Origin of the sequence: Belnapia rosea (assembly GCF_900101615.1) — a bacterium.
Classification (GTDB): Bacteria; Pseudomonadota; Alphaproteobacteria; order Acetobacterales; family Acetobacteraceae; genus Belnapia; species Belnapia rosea.
Window position 1 is genome coordinate 863,656 of record NZ_FMZX01000001.1, and the last position, 17,459, is coordinate 881,114.

A 17,459-nucleotide genomic window follows, 5' to 3' on the forward strand; every position below is an offset into this window, starting at 1 on the left:
TTAGTCGGGATACCCCATGTCGCGCATCGCTTACGTCAACGGCCGCTATGTGGATCAGCGGCTGGCCGAGGTGAATATCGAGGATCGCGGCTACCAGTTCGGCGATGGCATCTATGAGGTCGTCCATCTCTATGGCGGCCGCTTCATCGACGAAGATCTGCACCTGTCGCGGCTGGAGCGATCCTTGCGCGAGATCCGCCTGCCGATGCCGATGTCCCGCCTCGCGCTGCGCCATATTCTGGCCGAGGTCGCCCGCCGCAACCGGGTGACCGAGGGGCTGCTCTACATGCAGGTGACGCGCGGCGTGGCGCGACGCGACCATGCCTTCCCGACCAGCCCCCTGCCGCCGGCGCTGGTGGTGACGGTGAAGCGCATCCCACCCTATCCAGCGAGTGTCGACCGCTGGGGCGCCAAAGCCATCACCCTGCCGGATCTGCGCTGGGCTCGGCGGGACATCAAATCGATCAACCTGCTGCCGAACTGCCTGGCCCGCCAGGCAGCACGGGAGCAGGGTGCGATCGAGGCCATCCTTTATGACGAGGCGACTGGGATCGTGACCGAGGGCGCCGCGACCACCTTCTGGATCGTCGATGCCGAGGGTGTGGTGCGGACGCGCCATCTGGACCAAGTCATCCTGCCCGGCTGCACCCGGGCTGCGCTGATGGCCGAGATGCAGGCAGGCGGCATCCGTTTCGAGGAGCGGGAATTCAGCCTCGAGGAGGCCCGGCAGGCCCGCGAAGCCTTCCTCACCTCGGCGACGTCCTTCGTGAAGCCAATCGTCGCCCTCGATGGGCAGCCGGTCGGGGACGGGAAGGTCGGGCCCGTGGTGCGTCATCTCTTCGAACTCTTCGCCCGCCATGTGAAGGGCGATCTCAGGAACGCCGCATGAGCGCCGCCTCGCACGGCCTGCCACGGGGTATCCTGTGGGACTGGGACAACACCCTGGTCGATGGCTGGCTCGCCATCGCCGCCGGGCTGAACGCAGCCTTTGACCGCTTCGGCCTGCCGCGCTGGACGGTTGAGGAGGTGAGGGGCCGCGTCCGCCGCTCGCTGCGCGAAACCTTCCCCGAGATGTTCGGGGCGGAATGGGAAGTGGCGCGCGACGTCTTCTATGCCGAGGTGCGCGCCCGGCACCTCGCTGTCCTGGAGCCGATGCCGGGGGCGGCGGCTGTTGTCGAGGCCGTTGCCGCGCTTGGTCTGCCGCAAGGCGTCATCAGCAACAAGCAAGGGCCGTTGCTACGGGCCGAGGCAGCGCATCTCGGCTGGGCACCGCGGTTCCGTATCCTGGTCGGGGCAGGGGATGCGGCCATCGATAAGCCCGACCCGGCGCCCTTCCGCATGGCGCTGCCGGCGCTTGGCCTGCCGGCCGACTCCGTGTGGTATGTCGGTGACACGGCGCTCGACATGGAGGCGGCTCGGCGAGCCGGCTGCACGGCGGTGCTGCTCGGCGATGCGGCACATGATGGCGGGCCAGAAATTGCTGCGCCGGACCTTGCCTTTCCCGACGCCATGGCGCTCACTGCCTATCTCCGAGGCGCTTCTCCGGGCTGATGCCAGTGCCGGTGGCAGCTTGGGCTGCCATGCGTGCGGCCGGGACCTCGCATGCCTTGCAAAGAGCAGCCCGAGGATGGATGGTGCGCCCTCCGGCGGGGTAACCCGTCTCGGGCGCGCCGCCATTCGAGTGGCCGCCAAGAACAAGAAGGACCGAGCCATGGCAGCCGAGAAGTCCCAGAACGTGCAGGACGTGTTCCTGAACCACGTTCGCAAGAGCAAGACGCCGGTCACGATCTTCCTCGTGAATGGCGTCAAACTTCAGGGAATTATTACCTGGTTCGACAATTTCTCCGTCCTTCTCCGCAGGGACGGTCATACCCAATTGGTCTACAAGCATGCGATCAGCACCGTGATGCCGGGTGCACCGATCCAGCTCTTCGATGCCACCGCGGCCGCGCGTGAAGGCGCGAGCGTGTCCCGCGAGGGCACCACTTTGACCATGAACCGTGAGGCCAACCCTGTCGGCGGAGATTGAACAAGGGCTTCCCGCTCCGGCGAATGACCGGGGCGATGGATCCGATACCGGTCCAACCCGGGCCGCCGTCATCCTGCCATATGAGCGGCAGCCCCGGAGCATAGGGTCGCAACAGCATGAGGCGGCGCCCCGGGCAGCGGAGGCCCGCCTGGCGGAGGCCGTTGGCCTTGCCGCCAGCATCGGCGTGACCATCGTCCATCAGGCGATCTACCCGCTGCGCGAACGGCGCCCCAGCACCTATCTGGGCGAGGGCCAGGTCGCCGCGGCGCGGCAGGCGATCGACGACCAACGGGTGGCGTTGGTTGTGGTGGATGCTGCGCTCTCCCCGGTGCAGCAGCGCAACCTCGAGCGGGAGTGGCGCTGCAAGGTCATCGATCGCACCGGCCTGATCCTCGAGATCTTCGGCGAGCGCGCCCGCACCAAGGAGGGCGCGCTGCAGGTCGAACTCGCCCATCTTGACTACCAGCGCACTCGCCTGGTGCGGTCCTGGACCCATCTGGAGCGGCAGCGCGGCGGCTTCGGCTTCCTCGGCGGCCCAGGCGAATCGCAGATCGAAATCGACCGCCGCCTGATCACCGACCGCATGGTGAAGCTGAAGAAGGAACTGGACCAGGTGCGGCGCACCCGCGGCCTGCACCGGCGGCAGCGGGAGAAGGTGCCCTATCCGGTCATCGCGCTCGTCGGCTACACCAATGCCGGCAAGTCGACGCTGTTCAACGCCCTAACCGGCGCCGGCGTCTATGCTCAGGATCAGCTCTTCGCCACCCTCGACCCGACGATGCGCGGCATCCGCCTGCCATCCGGCCGGCGAGCCATCCTGTCGGATACCGTCGGCTTCATTTCGGAGTTGCCAACCCAGTTGGTCGAGGCCTTCCGGGCGACGCTCGAGGAGGTCGCGGCCGCCGATATCATCCTGCATGTGCGGGATGTGGCCCATCCCGACACGGCGGCGCAGCGGGCCGATGTGCTCCGCGTGCTGGAGGAGATGGCCGAGGGCGCCAATGCGCCTCTGGACGAGGGCTGGCAGCGCCGGGTGCTGGAGGTGCTGAACAAGGCCGATCTGCTTGGTGGCGTCGGCGCGGTGCCTGGCGGCGCTGCCGACTCGGCCGTTGCCGTCTCGGCTTTGACGGGTGAGGGGCTGCCGCAGCTGCTCGAGACGCTCGATGCCCGTCTCTCCGCCAATATGGAGACGGTCCGCTACGCCATCCCATCGGCAGACGGGGCGAGGCTCGCATGGCTCTATCGACATGGCGAAGTGATCGAACGTGCCGATACCGAAAAGGATGTGCAGGTGACCGTGCGTCTCTCACCAAGCGACCGCGCCCGCTTTGAGCAGCCCTCGCCATGACCCCTCGGCTTGACGCCCGGGTAATGGGCGAGGTGGCCCAACTGCTGCGGGAGGCAACGCGCACCGAGATCCTACCGCGCTTCCGCCGCCTTTCCACTGGGGCCGTACGAACCAAGAGCGGCCCTCTTGACCTTGTCACGGATGCGGATGAGGCGGCGGAGCGGGTCATTACCGCGGGCCTGCTGAAGCGCTTCCCTGGCTGCGTTGTCGTCGGCGAAGAGGCGACGTCGGCTGACCCGACGGTGCTCGATACGCTTGCCGGGGCGGGTCTGGCTTTCGTCGTTGATCCGGTGGACGGCACGGCCAATTTCGCCGCCGGCCTGCCGCTCTTCGGCTGCATGGCCGCGGCGATCATCGGGGGCGAGATCGCGGCTTGCTGGATTCACGACCCACTTGGCGATGATACAGCCCTGGCCTTGCGGGGGGAGGGCGCCTGGATCGAGGCACCGGATGGACATCGGCGGGATCTGCAGGTGGCTGCGCCAGTACCGGTCAGTCGGATGGTTGCCTCCGTCTCTTGGAGCTGGATGCAGGAGCCGATGCGCAGCCGCATTACCAGCCGTCTCCCTCGGCTGGCAGCCAGTGTGAATTTTCGCTGCGCCGCGCATGAGTACCGGCTTGCCGCCGGCGGCCATGTCCATGCCTTGATCTACAACAAGCTGATGCCTTGGGATCACGCGCCGGGCTGGCTGCTGCATCGCGAGGCCGGCGGCTATGCCGCTCGCTTCGATGGCAGCCCCTATGGGCCGGACCGCACCACGGGCGGGCTGATCGTCGCCCCGGACCGGTCCAGCTGGGAGTCCCTGCGGGAAGCTTTACTGGCTGAGTAAGCGGCAAAGGCTAAAGACGCCTCCGCCAGGGAAGCATCTTCCTTCCAAGTATCGTTTCCACCCTGCTCCCGATCCAGCCCCGAGCTCTGACCGCTTCCTGGGAAGCTGTTCGTCGTCCCAGCCACCGGCTTGGCAACCTTGTGCCTTGAGCCTGGTGGAATGAGCGACGGGGCAGGGGCCTTGCGTGTTCCAACCTGCGACCACCCTGGGTGTCGTGTGCTCGCAAGCCGATGGGGATGATCTCTGCCGAACAGGCAGCGCCATACCTGACCCAGACAAAAGAGTTCGCTTTATGTTCACGAACTCTTCTGCGCTGGCCGAACGTGACACCAAGCGGCGAGAAATTTTCAGCAATTTGTGAATTATTTACAATCGCATGAAAAATATTTCCAACGGCGTAGGCTGCGAGTTCAGCGCATGTTAAGCGCTTTACATTACTGTTTTTCAGCCTTTTTCACGGCCTGCCACTCGCTTTCCATCTCCTCAAGCGAGGTGTCGCCCGGAGTCAGCCCGCGGGTCGCCAAACGCGTCTCCACGCCCTGAAAGCGCCGCTCGAATTTAGCATTGGCACCACGCAGGCATTCCTCCGGGTCGAGATCAAGCTTCCGGGCCAGGTTGGCGAGGACGAACAGCAAGTCGCCGACCTCGTCAGCGAGCCGACTGGGGTCGGCCTTGGGTAACTCTGCCCGTAGCTCCGCCGCTTCCTCCTCGAGCTTGTCGAGGACACCGGCCGCATCCGGCCAATCGAAGCCGACTCTTGCGGCGCGGCGTGTCAGCTTGGCAGCACGGGTCAGGGCAGGGAGGTTGGTCGGAATTCCAGCCAGCGCCCCGGTCTCCGCCCGGGCGGCTCGCTCGGCAGCCTTCTGCACTTCCCAGGCGGCGACCTGCGCACCGGCATCCCGGGCCGCGGCCTCGCCGAAGACATGCGGATGGCGGCGGACCATCTTGTCGCTGATCGCCTCGGCGACTTGGGTGAAGGCGAAATGGCCCAACTCCTCCGCCATGCGGGCGTGATAGACAACCTGGAACAACAGATCCCCGAGTTCGTCCAGCAGCGCCGGGAAATCCGGTCCGCGACGGATCGCGTCAGCCACTTCGAAGGCTTCTTCGATCGTATAGGGCGCGATCGTTTGGAAATCCTGCAGCTGGTCCCAGGGGCAGCCATCCGGCGCCCGCAATCGAGCCATGATGGCAAGCAGCCGGGACAAGGCGGCTTCAGGGGTCGGGGTCTCGGCCATGGTGGGGCTTCCGCTAGAAGGGTGGGTTTCCCGTCGCAGAAACCGGTCGCAGGAGCAATTCAGGCAAATTATCCCCATGGGTTATCCCCATGAAATTTAGTCGCATAAGATATATTATGGAAAGAAATAGCCTGGGGATAAGCTGGTGGGTAAGCCTGTGGGCAGCGTGTTCGGGGTGTTGACCGTGTCTTTCTGGTCAGCCTCTGTAACCGGGACGCCTCAGTCCAGCGGCACTTCGAGCACCAGCCCATCATGCGCAGGCTCAATCCCTGGCGGCAGTTCGCGCCACAGCCGCGCATAGTCCATGGCGGTGCCCATATGCGTCAGCACGGTTCGCCGTGGCTTCAGCCGCTCGACCCACTGGAACACCTGTTCCAAGTTAGCGTGCACCTTGTGCGGCCCGGGCTGAAAGCAACCGACCACCCAGGTATCCAGTCCCTCCAGCGCCGGCATGCTCTCCTCCGGCAACATCACGACATCGGTCGAATAAGCGAAGCGGCCGATGCGGATGCCAAGCGTGTCCATCACACCATGGTCCTGACGAAAGACCTCCACCGGCAGCCCGGCTGCCTCGAAGCGGTCGCCATAGGCCACGCGCTTTCCCTCGAGCGCCGGCCGGTAGAAAAACGGCGGCGTCGGCCCGATGAAGGCATAGTCGAAACGGTCATCCAGTTTCTGGAGGGTCGTCTTGGTCCCATAGGCGTCGAGCGCCCGCCCAATGTTGCGGTTGATCTGACGCAAGTCGTCGATGCCGAGGCAGTGATCGGCATGAGCATGGGTGAAGATGATCGCATCGAGCCGGCCGGCTCCAGCTGCAAGCAGTTGCTGACGGAGATCGGGCCCGGCATCGATCAGCAGCCGCTGCCCATCCGAGCTCTCGACAAGAGCGGATGTGCGAGTTCGCCGGTTGCGTGGCTCGGTGGGGTCGCATTCACCCCATTCACCCCCCTCGCCCACCCCACCGATCAGCGGCACGCCTCCGGAGCCGCCGCAGCCGAGGATCGTGACGCGCAGCACGAGCTCAGGCCACCCGACGGAACAGGCGGCGGAAATTCGCGGTAGTCAGCGCCTCCACCTCGGCCTGGGTGATACCGCGGGTTTCAGCCAAGACGCGGGCGGTGTGCGCCACATAGGCCGGCTCGCAGCGCTTCCCGCGGAGCGGAGCGGGGGCGAGATAGGGGCTGTCCGTCTCCACCAGTAGCCGTTCGGACGGCAACTCGGCGGCGATCGCGCGGATTTCCTGGGATTTCGGGAAGGTCAGGATGCCGGAAAAGGAGATATAGCCACCCATTGCCACCGCCTGCCGCGCCAGCTCGGCTCCAGAAGAGAAGCAGTGCAACAGGAAGTCGAAGGGGCCGCCCGACTCGCGCTCTTCGCGCAGGATACGGACGATATCGTCATCCGCCTGGCGTGCGTGAATGGCGATCGGCAGGCCGGTCATCCGCGCCGCGCGGATATGCCGACGAAAGCCCTCCGCCTGCAGGTCGCGTGGTGACTTGTCATAGAAATAGTCGAGTCCACTCTCACCGATGCCGATGATGCGTGTATGGTCGGCCAGCGCCGCGATCTCCTCGACCGTCGGCAGCCCTTCAGGCTCTCCGGCATTGTGCGGATGGACGCCGACCGTGCCCCAGACATCCGGGAAGCGTTCGGTCAACGCCTTCACTGCGGCTGCCTGGCCGACGCGGACGCCGATGGTGACCATCAGCCCGACCCCCGCCGAACGGGCCCGGCCGACCAACTCCTCGATCTCGGCCTCGGTGAAGTAATCGAGGTGGCAATGGCTATCGACCAGCATCCTTCAGCTCTCGACCTTACGGAACAACGGGGTGGGCGGCGGCAGCGCCGTCCCCTCAGGCAAGGGCTGTGCCAGGGCAGCGAGCCCCCGGCCCTCCGCCGACACGCCGAGTTGGTCGAGCATCGCTGCCATGGTGCCCGGCATGAATGGCTGCAGCACGGTGGCGAAGACCCGCAGCGCGGTGTGCAGATGCCGCAGGACCACGGCCATGCGGACCAGGTCCGTCTTCTTCAGCGCCCAGGGGGCCTGGAGGGTGATGTAGCCATTCGCAGCCCGTGCCTCGGAGAGGATGGCTTCCAGGGCCAGATGGAATTCCTGCCGCTCCACCAGGGCGCCGACCCGACCAGGCAGGCTTGCGAGGCCGCCGAGCAGTTCGGCATCCTCGGGCGCTGCCTCGGCTGCGGCGGGCAAGGTGCCGCCGCAATTCCGCTGGATGAGGGAGAGGGTACGGTTGGCCAGGTTGCCGAGCGTATCCGCCAGCTCCCCGTTCAGCCGGCCGATCAGCGCGGCGCGGGAGAAGTCGCCGTCATTGCCGAAGGGCACCTCGCGCAGCAGGAAGTAGCGCACCGGGTCGAGCCCGTATTCCTCGACGAGCCTCAGCGGGTCGATGACGTTGCCGAGGCTTTTCGAGATCTTCTGCCCCTCATTGGTCCACCAGCCATGGGCGAAGACCCGGCGCGGCGGGGCGAGCCCGGCGGCTGCCAGGAAGGCCGGCCAGTAGATGGCATGGAAGCGGACAATGTCCTTGCCGACGAAGTGCACATCAGCCGGCCAGAAGCGCCAGCGCTCGGCGGAGACGTCCGGATAGCCTGCCGCGGTGATGTAATTGGTCAGCGCATCCAACCAGACATACATCACATGCGCCGGGTCGCCCGGCACGGGAATGCCCCAGGTGAAACTGGTGCGGCTGATGGAGAGATCCTGCAGCCCGCCTTCGACGAAGCGCATGACCTCGTTCCGGCGAGAGGCCGGGGCGATGAAATCCGGATTGTCGCGGTAGAAGTCGAGCAGCCAGGGGCCCCATTTCGAGAGGCGGAAGAAGTAGCTCGGCTCCCTCACCCATTCGACCGGCGCGCCGGTCGGGGCGAAACGCTTGCCGTCCCGCTCCTCGATCTCGTCCGGGCCGTAGAAGGCCTCGTCCCGCACCGCGTACCAGCCCTCGTAATGGCCGAGATAGATCTCCTCGCGCCGCACCAGCTCCTCCCATAGCGCCTGGCAGGCGGCCTTGTGGCGAGGCTCGGTGGTACGGATGAAGTCGTCATTGGAGAAGCCCATGGTCGCCGCCAGGTCGCGGAAATGCTGGCTGACCCGGTCGGTGAAGCCTTGCGGGTCCATCCCCGCATCCTGGGCCGCCTTTTCCACTTTCTGGCCGTGCTCGTCCGTGCCGGTCAGGAAGAAGACCTGATGGCCCGAGAGGCGCGCCCAGCGCGCCGTGACGTCGGTGGCGAGCGACGTGTAGGCATGGCCGATATGGGGCCTGTCGTTCACGTAGTAGATTGGGGTGGTGAAGTATTTCGTTGCCATGGTTGCGTCTTTCAGCGGACCGTGAGCATCCCGAGGCTGCTCAGGACGGCCTGCTTGCGGTCGAGGTTCAACCGCTCCGTCTCATCCGCGAGGCGGCCCAGCTTCTCCCACAGGGTGGACCACTCGGCAAGCGAGCGCCCCTCCGCCCAGGGCAGTGCCCTGCCCTCCCGCGCCGCCTGACGCAGCCCGGCGGCCATGGCACGGCGGAGCAGGAGCATGAAGGTTGTCAGCGCCGAGGCATCGCGCCGGCCGGTCACGCGGTCGGCGATGTCCTGGGCGCGGCGCGGGTCGAGGCGCGGCAGCCCTGCCAGCACCTCCTCGACCAGGGACTGCAGCGCCAGCCCCTCCCCCTCGGCCAGCAACAGCGCGCGGCCGGGGCAGCCATCGGCGATGCGGGCAAGCCCGGCACGCTCCGCCCCGCCGAGTTCGGGCAGCCAGCGGCCGAGCAGGCCTTCCATCGTGGCATCCGGCAGCGGTGCCAAGTCGAGGCGGCGGCAGCGGCTGCGGATGGTCGGCAACAGCCGGTCCGGTGCGCTGGTGACGAGGAGCTGGACGGTACGGGGTGGCGGTTCCTCCAGCGTCTTCAGCAGGATATTGGGCACCACCTCGCGCTCGGCCCGCTCCAGCTCCTCCACCACCACGGCGCGCCAGCCGCCTTCGGCGGCGGTCATGGCCATAAAGCGAAGGGCAGCCCGGGCATCCTCCGCTCGCAGAACTTCCTTCTTCCCCCGCTCGCCGGCATTGGGCGCCATGCTGAACAGGTCAGCATGGGCGCCAGCGGCGATGCGCCGAAAGATGGGATGCTCCGCCGGCAGGAAGAGCGGCACCGCACCCGGCGGAGTCGGGGGTTGCCCCGCCAGCAGCCAGCGGGCGAAGCGGTAGGCGAGCGTCGCCTTCCCGACTCCGGAGGGGCCGGCGATCAGCCAGGCATGTGGCAGGCGCCCGGAGTGGGTGGCTTCCTCCAGGGTACGGGCCGCGTCGTCATGTCCGACCAGTTCGGGATTGGCGCGGGGCTCGGGCGGCGTCACGGCAGCAGGCGGGTGCGGACGGTCTTCAGGATGACGGCGGCCACGCCCTCAGGGCTGTCGCTGGCGTCAACCAGCAGGCAGCGCCCAGGGTCTTCGGCCGCGATCGCACGGAAGCCTGCGCGGACCCGGGCGTGGAAGGCGGTATCCATCGCCTCGTAGCGATTGCTGTCACCACGGGCCGCGGCGCGAGCCAGCCCTTCCTCAGGTGCGATCTCGAGCACCAGGGTCAGATCCGGCTTCAACCCCTCCAGCGCAACAGCGGCCAGCGCATCGAAGACACTGCGCGACACGCCCTGCCCGAAGCATTGATAGGCGAGCGTCGAGTCGGTGAATCGGTCGGACACCACCCAGGTCCCGGCCTCGAGTGTCGGCCGGATGGTGCGGGCGACATGCTCCCGCCGGGCTGCGAAATGCAACATGCACTCGGCAATGCTGTCCCAACTCCCCTGCCCCAACAGGATCCCGCGGATCGCCTCGGCTCCGGGCGCTCCACCCGGCTCCCGGGTCCGAATGACGGGGATGCCGTCGGCCGCCAGAGCAGCGACCAGCCGGGCCGCCTGGGTGGATTTCCCGGCCCCCTCGCCGCCCTCCAAGGTGATGAAGCGGCCACGACCAGCCATCAGCTACCGAACCACCGGCCGATCACTGCCGGGATGCGCGCAACCAGCCCCAGCCGATCCACATCGGCCCCAGCCAGCAGCGGCAGGGACAGATTCGGCACGCCCTGACCGGACACCTCGAGGCGGCCCAGCTCCTGGCCTTTCAGCACCGGCGCTGCGATCGGCGCCTCATACTTCACCCGTGCCTGCAGGCGCTGCCGCCACTGCCGCGGCAGGGTCACCACCACATCCTTGCCGCCGACCAGCGGGACCGTCCGCCGGTCGCCGAGATGCACCGGCACCTCCTCGATCACATCGGCCGCGCGGAAAAGGACGACATTCTCGAATTCGCGGAAGCCCCATTCGAGCAGGCGCTCGCTTTCCTCGCCCCGTGCCCGCATGGTCGGCATCCCGTTGAAGACCATGATGAGGCGGCGGTCGCCGCGCTTGGCGCTGGCGGTCAGGCCGTAGCCCGCTTCCTCGGTATGGCCGGTCTTGAGCCCATCGGCACCGGGCACCTTGGCGAGGGCCGGGTTACGGTTCTCCTGGCTGATGCCGTTCCAGGTGAAGCTGCGCTCGTTGTAGTACTTATAGTATTCGGGAAAGTCGTTGATGATCCGCCGCGCCACCCGGGCGAGGTCGCGGCAGGTCATCCGGTGCTCCGGGTCCGGCCAGCCGGTGGCGTTGCGGAAGGTGCTGTCGGTCAGGCCGATCTGCTTGCCCTGTTCGTTCAGCAATTCGGCAAACTGCTGCTCAGAGCCGGAGATGCCCTCGGCCAGCACGATGCAGGCATCGTTGCCCGACTGTACGATGACACCGCGGATCAGCGCCTCGACCGGTACGGTGCTGCCGATCTGGACGAACATCTTGCTGCCCTGCATCCGCCAGGCGCGCTCGCTGACCGGAAGCTCCTGCTCGAGCTTGAGGCGGCCCTCCTTCAGCATGCTGAAGACCACGTACATGGTCATCAGCTTCGACATGGAGGATGGCGGCATCCGCTCATCGGCATTCTTCTCGAGCAGCACCGCGTCGGTGTCGGCATCAATAATGAAGGCTTGGCGGGCGATGGTGTCGAAGGGACCGAGCGGCGTATTGGCCGGGGTCGGCGCCGGGCCGGTCGGGGCACGCTGTCCCGCGCCGGGGCGGCTGGCACCGGAGCGCGGCTGGGCCAGGGCCGGCAGGCTGCCGGAGGTCAGCGCCGCGGCGACCGGCAGGATCAGGCTGCGGCGGCGCGTGGAACCCAGGACGCCGGGCTGCGGGGCATCAGGGCGGGATGGCATGGCGAGGCAGACTCCGGTGCAGGCCGTCTCGCATACGCCGTTGCCCCCCGGAGGCTCAAGGCCTTGTGTGATCCCTGCTGAATTCGAATGTCTGGCGTGGCTTGGCGGGCGCTTTTGCCAGTGAATATCCGATCCGCTGGCCGCCTCACTCAACCCTCAGCCGGATCTCTGGCAAGCCCGCCTGCAATATGGCGCTGACCGCCCGATCGGCGGCGGCGAGGTTTGGATAAGGTCCGGCGACCACCCGGAATTGCGGCTGGCGCCCCCCGCCGACGGGCTCCACGCGCGGTGAGAGGCCGGCCAGCCGGGCCGCCTGGCGCTGCGCCAAGTCACGCCGGAAGAATACTCCGGCCTCGATCATCAAGCGCCCTGGCATGGCCTGACGGGTCGTGACGGTCTCCGGCAGCGGGTCCGGTGGCAGTTTTGGCGCCGCCTCAGCCAGGGATTGCGCCGCCATCCGCCCTGGGACCGCGCGCCGGGCTGCTTCCCGCGTGCCGGGCAATGGAGGCAGCGCCTCGGTCTCGACCGTGGGCCGCGGCGCGGCAGCGAGGGCGATCGCGGGCCGCTCCGGGCTGGGCAGGCCGGCAGCGAGTGCACGACTCGGCCCGGTCTCGACCCGGATGCGCACTTGAGCCGCGGCATTGGCCGGAATGCCGAGCAGTTGCGCGGTCCGAAGCGAGAGGCCGACGATCCGCCCAGGCTGGGACGGCCCCCGGTCATTCACCCGGATGCGGACCTCCCGCCCATTCTCCAAATTCCAGACCGTGAGGATCGCCGGCAACTGCAGGGTACGGTGGGCGCCGATAAGGCGGTCCGGGTCATAGACCTCGCCATTGACGGTTCGCTGGCCCGAGCGGCCACGCGGCAGGACGGCGGCGATGCCGCTTTCCTCAAGGCCGAAATCCTCCTGCGGATAGGACCAGACGCCGCCCATCGCATAGGGCTCGCCCAGCATGTAGCGGCCAATCGACGCCGCGGGCGGGGCTTGGCGATTGCAGCCCGCTGCCAGCATGGCGAACGTCAGGGCGACGCATACCCTCAACCGAAGCGATCCGAGAGCAGCCCCACAGCCAGCGCGTAGTTCACCGGCGGATTGTACCTGCGGATGACCCGAAAATTATGGTGGCAGAGGAAGACCTGGGTCGTTCCGTTGCGGGGCAGGATCAGGCTCGTCTCGATCTCCGAGCCCGGCAGCGCCCCGCCATCGATGCGGCGGAAGCCCATTCGGCTCCAGTCGCGAAGCGGGCGTTTGGCGTCGGTTTCCGCCCGCTCGCCATCAAAGCCCGGCGGCGCCAGCACCGCCTGGCCCCAGGGCTCGTCTCCGCGCCAGCCATTGCGGGCCAGATAGTTGCCAATGGAGGCAAGTGCATCGGCGCGGCTGTCCCAGATGTCACGCCGGCCATCGCCGTCGAAATCCACTGCCAGCCGTTCGAAATTGGTCGGCATGAATTGCGGCTGGCCCATCGCGCCGGCCCAGCTGCCCTTCATTCGCGCCGGGGCGATATGGCCGCCATCCAGCACCTTCAGCGCCGCGATCAGCTCGGTACGGAAATAGCTGGAGCGCCGACCGTCCCAGGCGAGCGTCGCCAACGCTTCGATCACCCCGAAGCCGCCTGTATTCGCACCGAAATTCGTCTCCATGCCCCAGATCGCCACGATCACGCGCGGGTCGACCCGGTACCGGGTGCCAATGGCCGCCAGGAGGGTGCGGCTTTCACCATAGTGACGGCGCCCATTCTCGACCCGGGTCTGGGAGACGATGCGGTCCCGGTAGTCCTCCCAGCTCAGAGCCCCTTCGGGCTGCTTGCGGTCAAGTTCGAGCACGCGGTCATTTGGCCGCAGGCCGGTCAGCGCTCGCTGCAAGGTAGCCGGCGAGACGCCCGCCTTCCGGGCATCGGTGCGGACGCCATCCAGAAAGGCATCGAAGCCGCTCGTGGCGGCAGCGGCCGGGCGGGTCAGGGCGAGGCCCGGGAGAATCGACAGGAACAGTCGGCGCTGGAGCATGGCCGGACAGGTGCCATGAGGCACGGGCCACCGCAACCATGACGTGCTCTTGGAAGCCAGAACCAGGGTGTTAGGATCACCCGGAAATCAGGGGAAACGCCATGGTCGCCGTCACAGAAATTATTGCCGATTATTGTGCCTCGCTCGATTTCGCCACGTTGCCGCCCGAGGTGCAGGAGCGCACCCGCTTCCTGGTCCTCGACCTCGTCGGCAATATCGTCCGTGGACGGCATGATGCGGAGAGCACCCCCGCCCTGCTGTCGATGGCCCGTGCCCTCGGTCTCGCCGCAGGTGGCTCGGCCGTGCTTGGTGACTCCGCGCGCTACACCCCGGCCGGCGCCGCTCTGTTGAATGGCGCCCTCGCCCATAGCCTCGATTTCGATGACACCCATGCGGCCGGCACGCTCCACCCCGGCGCTCCGGTGATCCCGGCGGCGCTGGCGGCAGCGGAGATGGTGGGCGCCAATGGCCGTACCGTGCTCTCGGCGATCGTCGCCGGCTATGAGGTGACCTGCCGGCTCGCCCTCGCCTTGCCGGGCGGCGACCATTACGACCGCGGCTATCATCCGACTGCGACCTGCGGTGCCTTTGGTGCCGCCGCTGCCGCCGCCCGGGTCTTCGGCCTGGATGCCAAGGGGATGCAGGACGCCTTCGGTATCGCGTTGTCCCAGGCAGCGGGCAGCCTCCAGTTCCTTGCCAATGGCGCCTGGACCAAGCGGTTCCAGGTCGGCTGGAGCGCGATGAACGGCCTCGCTGCCGCGACGCTGGCGCGCGAAGGGTTCCGCGGCGCCGCCGAGGCCTTCGAGGGCAAGGCTGGCTTCCTGCGTGCCTATGCGCCGAACCCCGTGCCGGAGCGGGCGCTGCAGGGCCTTGGCCAGCAGTTCGAGCTGATGAACACGGCGGTGAAGCCCTACCCCTCCTGCCGCTACGGCCATGCCGGCATCGACGCCGCCATCGAATTCCACAAGGAGCTCGGCCTCAAGGCGGAGGAGATCGAGGCGGTCACCATGGGGCTGCCGAACAAGGGCATGCTGCTGGTCGGCGCGCCGCTTGCCTACAAGCAGAACCCGCAGAACGTTGTCGATGGCCAGTTCAGCGGGCCCTTCGTTGTCGCCTGCGGCCTGGTGCACGGCCATATGGGCTGGGACAGCTATGCGCTGCTGCAGGACCCGGCGGTGCGGAGCGTGCTGCCGAAGGTGACCTGCGTCGAGGATCCGGAGGTCCAGGCCCTCTTCCCGGAATACATGTCCGGCAAGCTGACCCTTCGGGCCCGCGGGCAGGAGCATGTGCGGCTGGTGAAGATCGCCAAGGGCGAGCCGGAGAATTTCCTCACCGAGGCCGAGCTGCGGGCGAAGTTCCACGGGCTGGTCGATGCCGTGCTCGGGCGCGAGCGGGCGATGCAACTGGCCGATGCGGTGATCACCCTCGACCGGGCGGCCGATGTGAACGGCATGCTGCGACTCGGCGCGCCGATGATGGCGGCGCGGCTGGCAGGCGAGTAACCGGCGACGGGGGGGAGCGGGATGCCCCCTCCCCCTTACTTGTCCTCGAGTTGCCCGAGGAAGGCGCGGAAGTCCTTCGCCTCGCCGAAATTGCGGTAAACGCTGGCAAAGCGGACATAGGCCACCTGGTCCACTTCCCTCAGCGTCTCCATGACGATCTCGCCGATCTGGCGGGATGTGACCTCGGAATCCGCCTCCGTTTCCAGGCGGCGCTGGATCCCATTGACGATACGTTCCACCCGGTCCTCATCGACCGGGCGCTTGCGGAGGGCGACACGGATGGAGCGGGCGAGCTTCTCCCGGTCGAAGGGGGCGCGACGCCCATCCGTCTTCAGGACGGTCAGCTCGCGGAGCTGGACGCGCTCGAAGGTAGTGAAGCGGCTGCCGCAGGCCGGGCAGGAGCGGCGGCGTCGGATGGCCGCCGCGTCCTCTGCCGGGCGGCTATCCTTCACCTGGGTGTCGTCACTGCCGCAATAGGGGCACCGCATCGGAGGCCATCACCCCCGGTAGATCGGGAAGCGCTGGCAGAGTTCCAGGACGCGGGCCTTCACGCCATCCTCCACCGCTGAATTCGCCGCCGCGTCGTTGGCGCGCGCGAGCCCGTCCAGAACCTCACCGATCAGCTTCCCGATCGTGCGGAACTCCGCCTCGCCGAAGCCACGGGTGGTGCCGGCCGGCGTGCCGAGGCGGACGCCGGAGGTGACCATCGGCTTTTCCGGGTCGAAGGGGATGGCGTTCTTGTTGCAGGTCAGGTGGGCCCGGTTCAGCGCACCCTCGGCCGCCTTGCCGGTGAGTTTCTTCGGCCGCAGGTCAACCAGCAGCAGGTGATTGTCCGTCCCGCCGGTCACGAGGTCTAGGCCCTGGGACTTCAGCTCCTCCGCCAGCGCCGCCGCATTGGCGACTACGGCGCGGGAGTAGGCTCGGAACTCGGGCTTCAGCGCCTCGCCGAAGGCAACCGCCTTGGCAGCGATGACATGCATCAGGGGCCCGCCCTGCAGGCCCGGGAACACGGCGGAGTTGAACTTCTTCGCCAGCGCCTCGTCATTGGTGAGGATCATGCCGCCACGTGGCCCACGCAGCGTCTTATGAGTGGTGGTGGTTGCCAAATGCGCATGCGGGAATGGCGAGGGATGCGCCCCGCCGGCGACGAGGCCAGCGAAATGCGCCATGTCCACCATGAAGATGGCGCCCACTTCGTCGGCGATCTCCCGGAACGCCCTGAAATCCCAGATCCGGGCATAGGCGCTGCCGCCGGCGATGATGAGCTTCGGCCGATTCTCAAGCGCTATCCGGCGGACCTCCGCCATGTCGATCCGCTGATCCTCGCGGCGCACCGTATAGGGGACAGGCTTGAACCACTTGCCCGAGAGGTTGGCGGCCGAGCCATGGGTCAGGTGCCCGCCGGCGGCGAGGTCAAGCCCCATGAAGGCATCGCCCGGCTGGAGCAGGGCGAGGAACACCGCCTGATTGGCCTGGGCGCCGCTATGCGGCTGCACATTGGCGAAGCCGCAGCCGAAGAGCTGCTTTGCACGCTCAATTGCCAGCGTCTCCGCCACGTCAACGAACTCGCAGCCGCCGTAATAGCGCCGGCCGGGGTAGCCCTCGGCATATTTATTGGTCAGGACCGAGCCCTGGGCTTCCATGACCGCCTGGGAGACGATGTTCTCTGAGGCGATCAGCTCGATGCCGTCCTGCTGGCGGCCAAGCTCCAGGCCGATGGCCTCGGCAAGTTCCGGATCAGCTTCGGCAACCGAGGCGCTGAAGAAGCGGTCAGGGCTGCGATAGGCGGTGGTCTCGTTCATGGCGTCACCCGTTCGGTGCAAGCTTGGCGAGGCGCCGGGCATGCCGCCCGCCCTCGAATTCGGTATCGAGGAAGGCCCGTAGCGCATCGAGCGCCACTTCCGGCCCGGTCGTGCGGGCCCCGAAGCAGGCAATATTGGCGTCGTTATGGGCCCGTGTCAGCCGCGCCTCGGTGGTCGAATGCAGCACCGCCGCGCGGATGGCGGCATGGCGGTTGGCAGCGATCTGCACGCCGATCCCGGTGCCGCAAACCAGCACGCCGAAGCGGGCCTGGCCGGCCTCCACGGTCTCGGCAACCCGATGGGCGAAGTCCGGGTAATCGACGCTGTCGGCGGAATTGGTACCGACATCGATCAGGCTGTAGCCGGCATCCACCAGCGCCTGTTGCAGCACGGTCTTGAGCGGCAGCCCGGCATGGTCGCCGCCGATAGCGATGGTGAGCGGGGTCATGGGCTGGTCCCTACCATGTCATGGGGTAG

Annotated in this window: 18 protein-coding genes; 6 read left to right on the top strand and 12 right to left on the bottom strand. The window is 67.3% G+C overall.

Features of this window, described 5'->3' with window-relative positions; genetic code table 11:
- Window positions 1-16: 16 nt before the first annotated feature.
- The 5 genes from BLR02_RS04135 (at window position 17) to BLR02_RS04155 (ending at window position 4,207) form a co-directional block, all read left to right on the top strand.
- Window positions 17-889: a D-amino-acid transaminase gene (locus BLR02_RS04135; RefSeq protein WP_090562709.1), complete on the top strand. Its 873-nt coding sequence runs from the start codon at window positions 17-19 to the stop codon at window positions 887-889.
- Window positions 886-1,551 (top strand): HAD family hydrolase, encoded by a 666-nt coding sequence (locus BLR02_RS04140; RefSeq protein ID WP_090562706.1) that lies wholly within the window; start codon window positions 886-888, stop codon window positions 1,549-1,551. Before BLR02_RS04135 ends, BLR02_RS04140 begins: the two co-directional genes overlap by 4 nt.
- Window positions 1,552-1,711: 160 nt before the next feature.
- Window positions 1,712-2,029 (top strand): RNA chaperone Hfq, encoded by a 318-nt coding sequence (hfq, locus tag BLR02_RS04145; protein WP_090562955.1) that lies wholly within the window; start codon window positions 1,712-1,714, stop codon window positions 2,027-2,029.
- Window positions 2,025-3,377 carry a GTPase HflX gene (gene hflX / locus BLR02_RS04150; RefSeq protein WP_090562952.1) on the top strand — a complete coding sequence of 451 codons (1,353 nt, stop codon included), beginning with the start codon at window positions 2,025-2,027 and terminating at the stop codon, window positions 3,375-3,377. Before hfq ends, hflX begins: the two co-directional genes overlap by 5 nt.
- Window positions 3,374-4,207, top strand: a complete 834-nt coding sequence (locus tag BLR02_RS04155) for an inositol monophosphatase family protein (protein ID WP_090660711.1) — start codon at window positions 3,374-3,376, stop codon at window positions 4,205-4,207. The genes hflX and BLR02_RS04155 overlap by 4 nt, the downstream gene beginning before the upstream one ends.
- A gap of 434 nt (window positions 4,208-4,641) precedes the next feature.
- On the opposite strand, the gene mazG is transcribed toward BLR02_RS04155, so the two are convergent.
- From mazG to BLR02_RS04200, 9 genes are all read right to left on the bottom strand, one after another.
- Window positions 4,642-5,445: a nucleoside triphosphate pyrophosphohydrolase gene (mazG, locus tag BLR02_RS04160; protein ID WP_090660713.1), complete on the bottom strand. Its 804-nt coding sequence runs from the start codon at window positions 5,443-5,445 to the stop codon at window positions 4,642-4,644.
- A 219-nt stretch (window positions 5,446-5,664) separates the two neighbouring features.
- The gene (locus BLR02_RS04165) at window positions 5,665-6,459 is read right to left on the bottom strand and encodes an MBL fold metallo-hydrolase (RefSeq protein WP_090661553.1); all 795 of its coding nucleotides are present in this window, start codon (window positions 6,457-6,459) and stop codon (window positions 5,665-5,667) included.
- A gap of 7 nt (window positions 6,460-6,466) precedes the next feature.
- Window positions 6,467-7,243 carry a TatD family hydrolase gene (locus BLR02_RS04170; protein WP_090562696.1) on the bottom strand — a complete coding sequence of 259 codons (777 nt, stop codon included), beginning with the start codon at window positions 7,241-7,243 and terminating at the stop codon, window positions 6,467-6,469.
- 3 nt (window positions 7,244-7,246) lie between these two features.
- Window positions 7,247-8,767: a methionine--tRNA ligase gene (metG, locus tag BLR02_RS04175; RefSeq protein WP_090660716.1), complete on the bottom strand. Its 1,521-nt coding sequence runs from the start codon at window positions 8,765-8,767 to the stop codon at window positions 7,247-7,249.
- Window positions 8,768-8,778: 11 nt separating this feature from the next.
- Complete coding sequence (locus tag BLR02_RS04180) at window positions 8,779-9,795, bottom strand: DNA polymerase III subunit delta' (protein WP_090660721.1); 1,017 nt, start codon at window positions 9,793-9,795, stop codon at window positions 8,779-8,781.
- Complete coding sequence (tmk, locus tag BLR02_RS04185; RefSeq protein ID WP_090660724.1) at window positions 9,792-10,415, bottom strand: dTMP kinase; 624 nt, start codon at window positions 10,413-10,415, stop codon at window positions 9,792-9,794. The genes BLR02_RS04180 and tmk overlap by 4 nt, the downstream gene beginning before the upstream one ends.
- Window positions 10,415-11,674 carry a D-alanyl-D-alanine carboxypeptidase family protein gene (locus BLR02_RS04190; protein WP_090660728.1) on the bottom strand — a complete coding sequence of 420 codons (1,260 nt, stop codon included), beginning with the start codon at window positions 11,672-11,674 and terminating at the stop codon, window positions 10,415-10,417. Before BLR02_RS04190 ends, tmk begins: the two co-directional genes overlap by 1 nt.
- A gap of 145 nt (window positions 11,675-11,819) precedes the next feature.
- The gene (locus BLR02_RS04195; RefSeq protein WP_245704602.1) at window positions 11,820-12,629 is read right to left on the bottom strand and encodes a septal ring lytic transglycosylase RlpA family protein; all 810 of its coding nucleotides are present in this window, start codon (window positions 12,627-12,629) and stop codon (window positions 11,820-11,822) included.
- An 83-nt stretch (window positions 12,630-12,712) separates the two neighbouring features.
- Window positions 12,713-13,678 carry a lytic murein transglycosylase gene (locus tag BLR02_RS04200; RefSeq protein WP_090562681.1) on the bottom strand — a complete coding sequence of 322 codons (966 nt, stop codon included), beginning with the start codon at window positions 13,676-13,678 and terminating at the stop codon, window positions 12,713-12,715.
- Window positions 13,679-13,779: 101 nt separating this feature from the next.
- On the opposite strand from BLR02_RS04200, the gene BLR02_RS04205 reads away from it, so the two are divergent.
- Window positions 13,780-15,180 (top strand): MmgE/PrpD family protein, encoded by a 1,401-nt coding sequence (locus BLR02_RS04205; RefSeq protein WP_090562678.1) that lies wholly within the window; start codon window positions 13,780-13,782, stop codon window positions 15,178-15,180.
- A 35-nt stretch (window positions 15,181-15,215) separates the two neighbouring features.
- On the opposite strand, the gene nrdR is transcribed toward BLR02_RS04205, so the two are convergent.
- From nrdR to rpiB, 3 genes are read right to left on the bottom strand one after another with little or no spacing between them, the layout of a single operon-like run.
- Entirely contained in the window at window positions 15,216-15,668 is a 453-nt protein-coding gene (gene nrdR / locus BLR02_RS04210; RefSeq protein WP_090562676.1) for a transcriptional regulator NrdR, read from the bottom strand.
- 9 nt (window positions 15,669-15,677) lie between these two features.
- Window positions 15,678-16,982, bottom strand: a complete 1,305-nt coding sequence (gene glyA / locus BLR02_RS04215) for a serine hydroxymethyltransferase (protein WP_090660736.1) — start codon at window positions 16,980-16,982, stop codon at window positions 15,678-15,680.
- Window positions 16,983-16,986: 4 nt separating this feature from the next.
- A complete protein-coding gene (gene rpiB / locus BLR02_RS04220) occupies window positions 16,987-17,430 on the bottom strand; it encodes a ribose 5-phosphate isomerase B (RefSeq protein ID WP_090660739.1) in 444 nt (147 codons plus the stop codon).
- Between the last annotated feature and the right edge of the window lie 29 nt (window positions 17,431-17,459).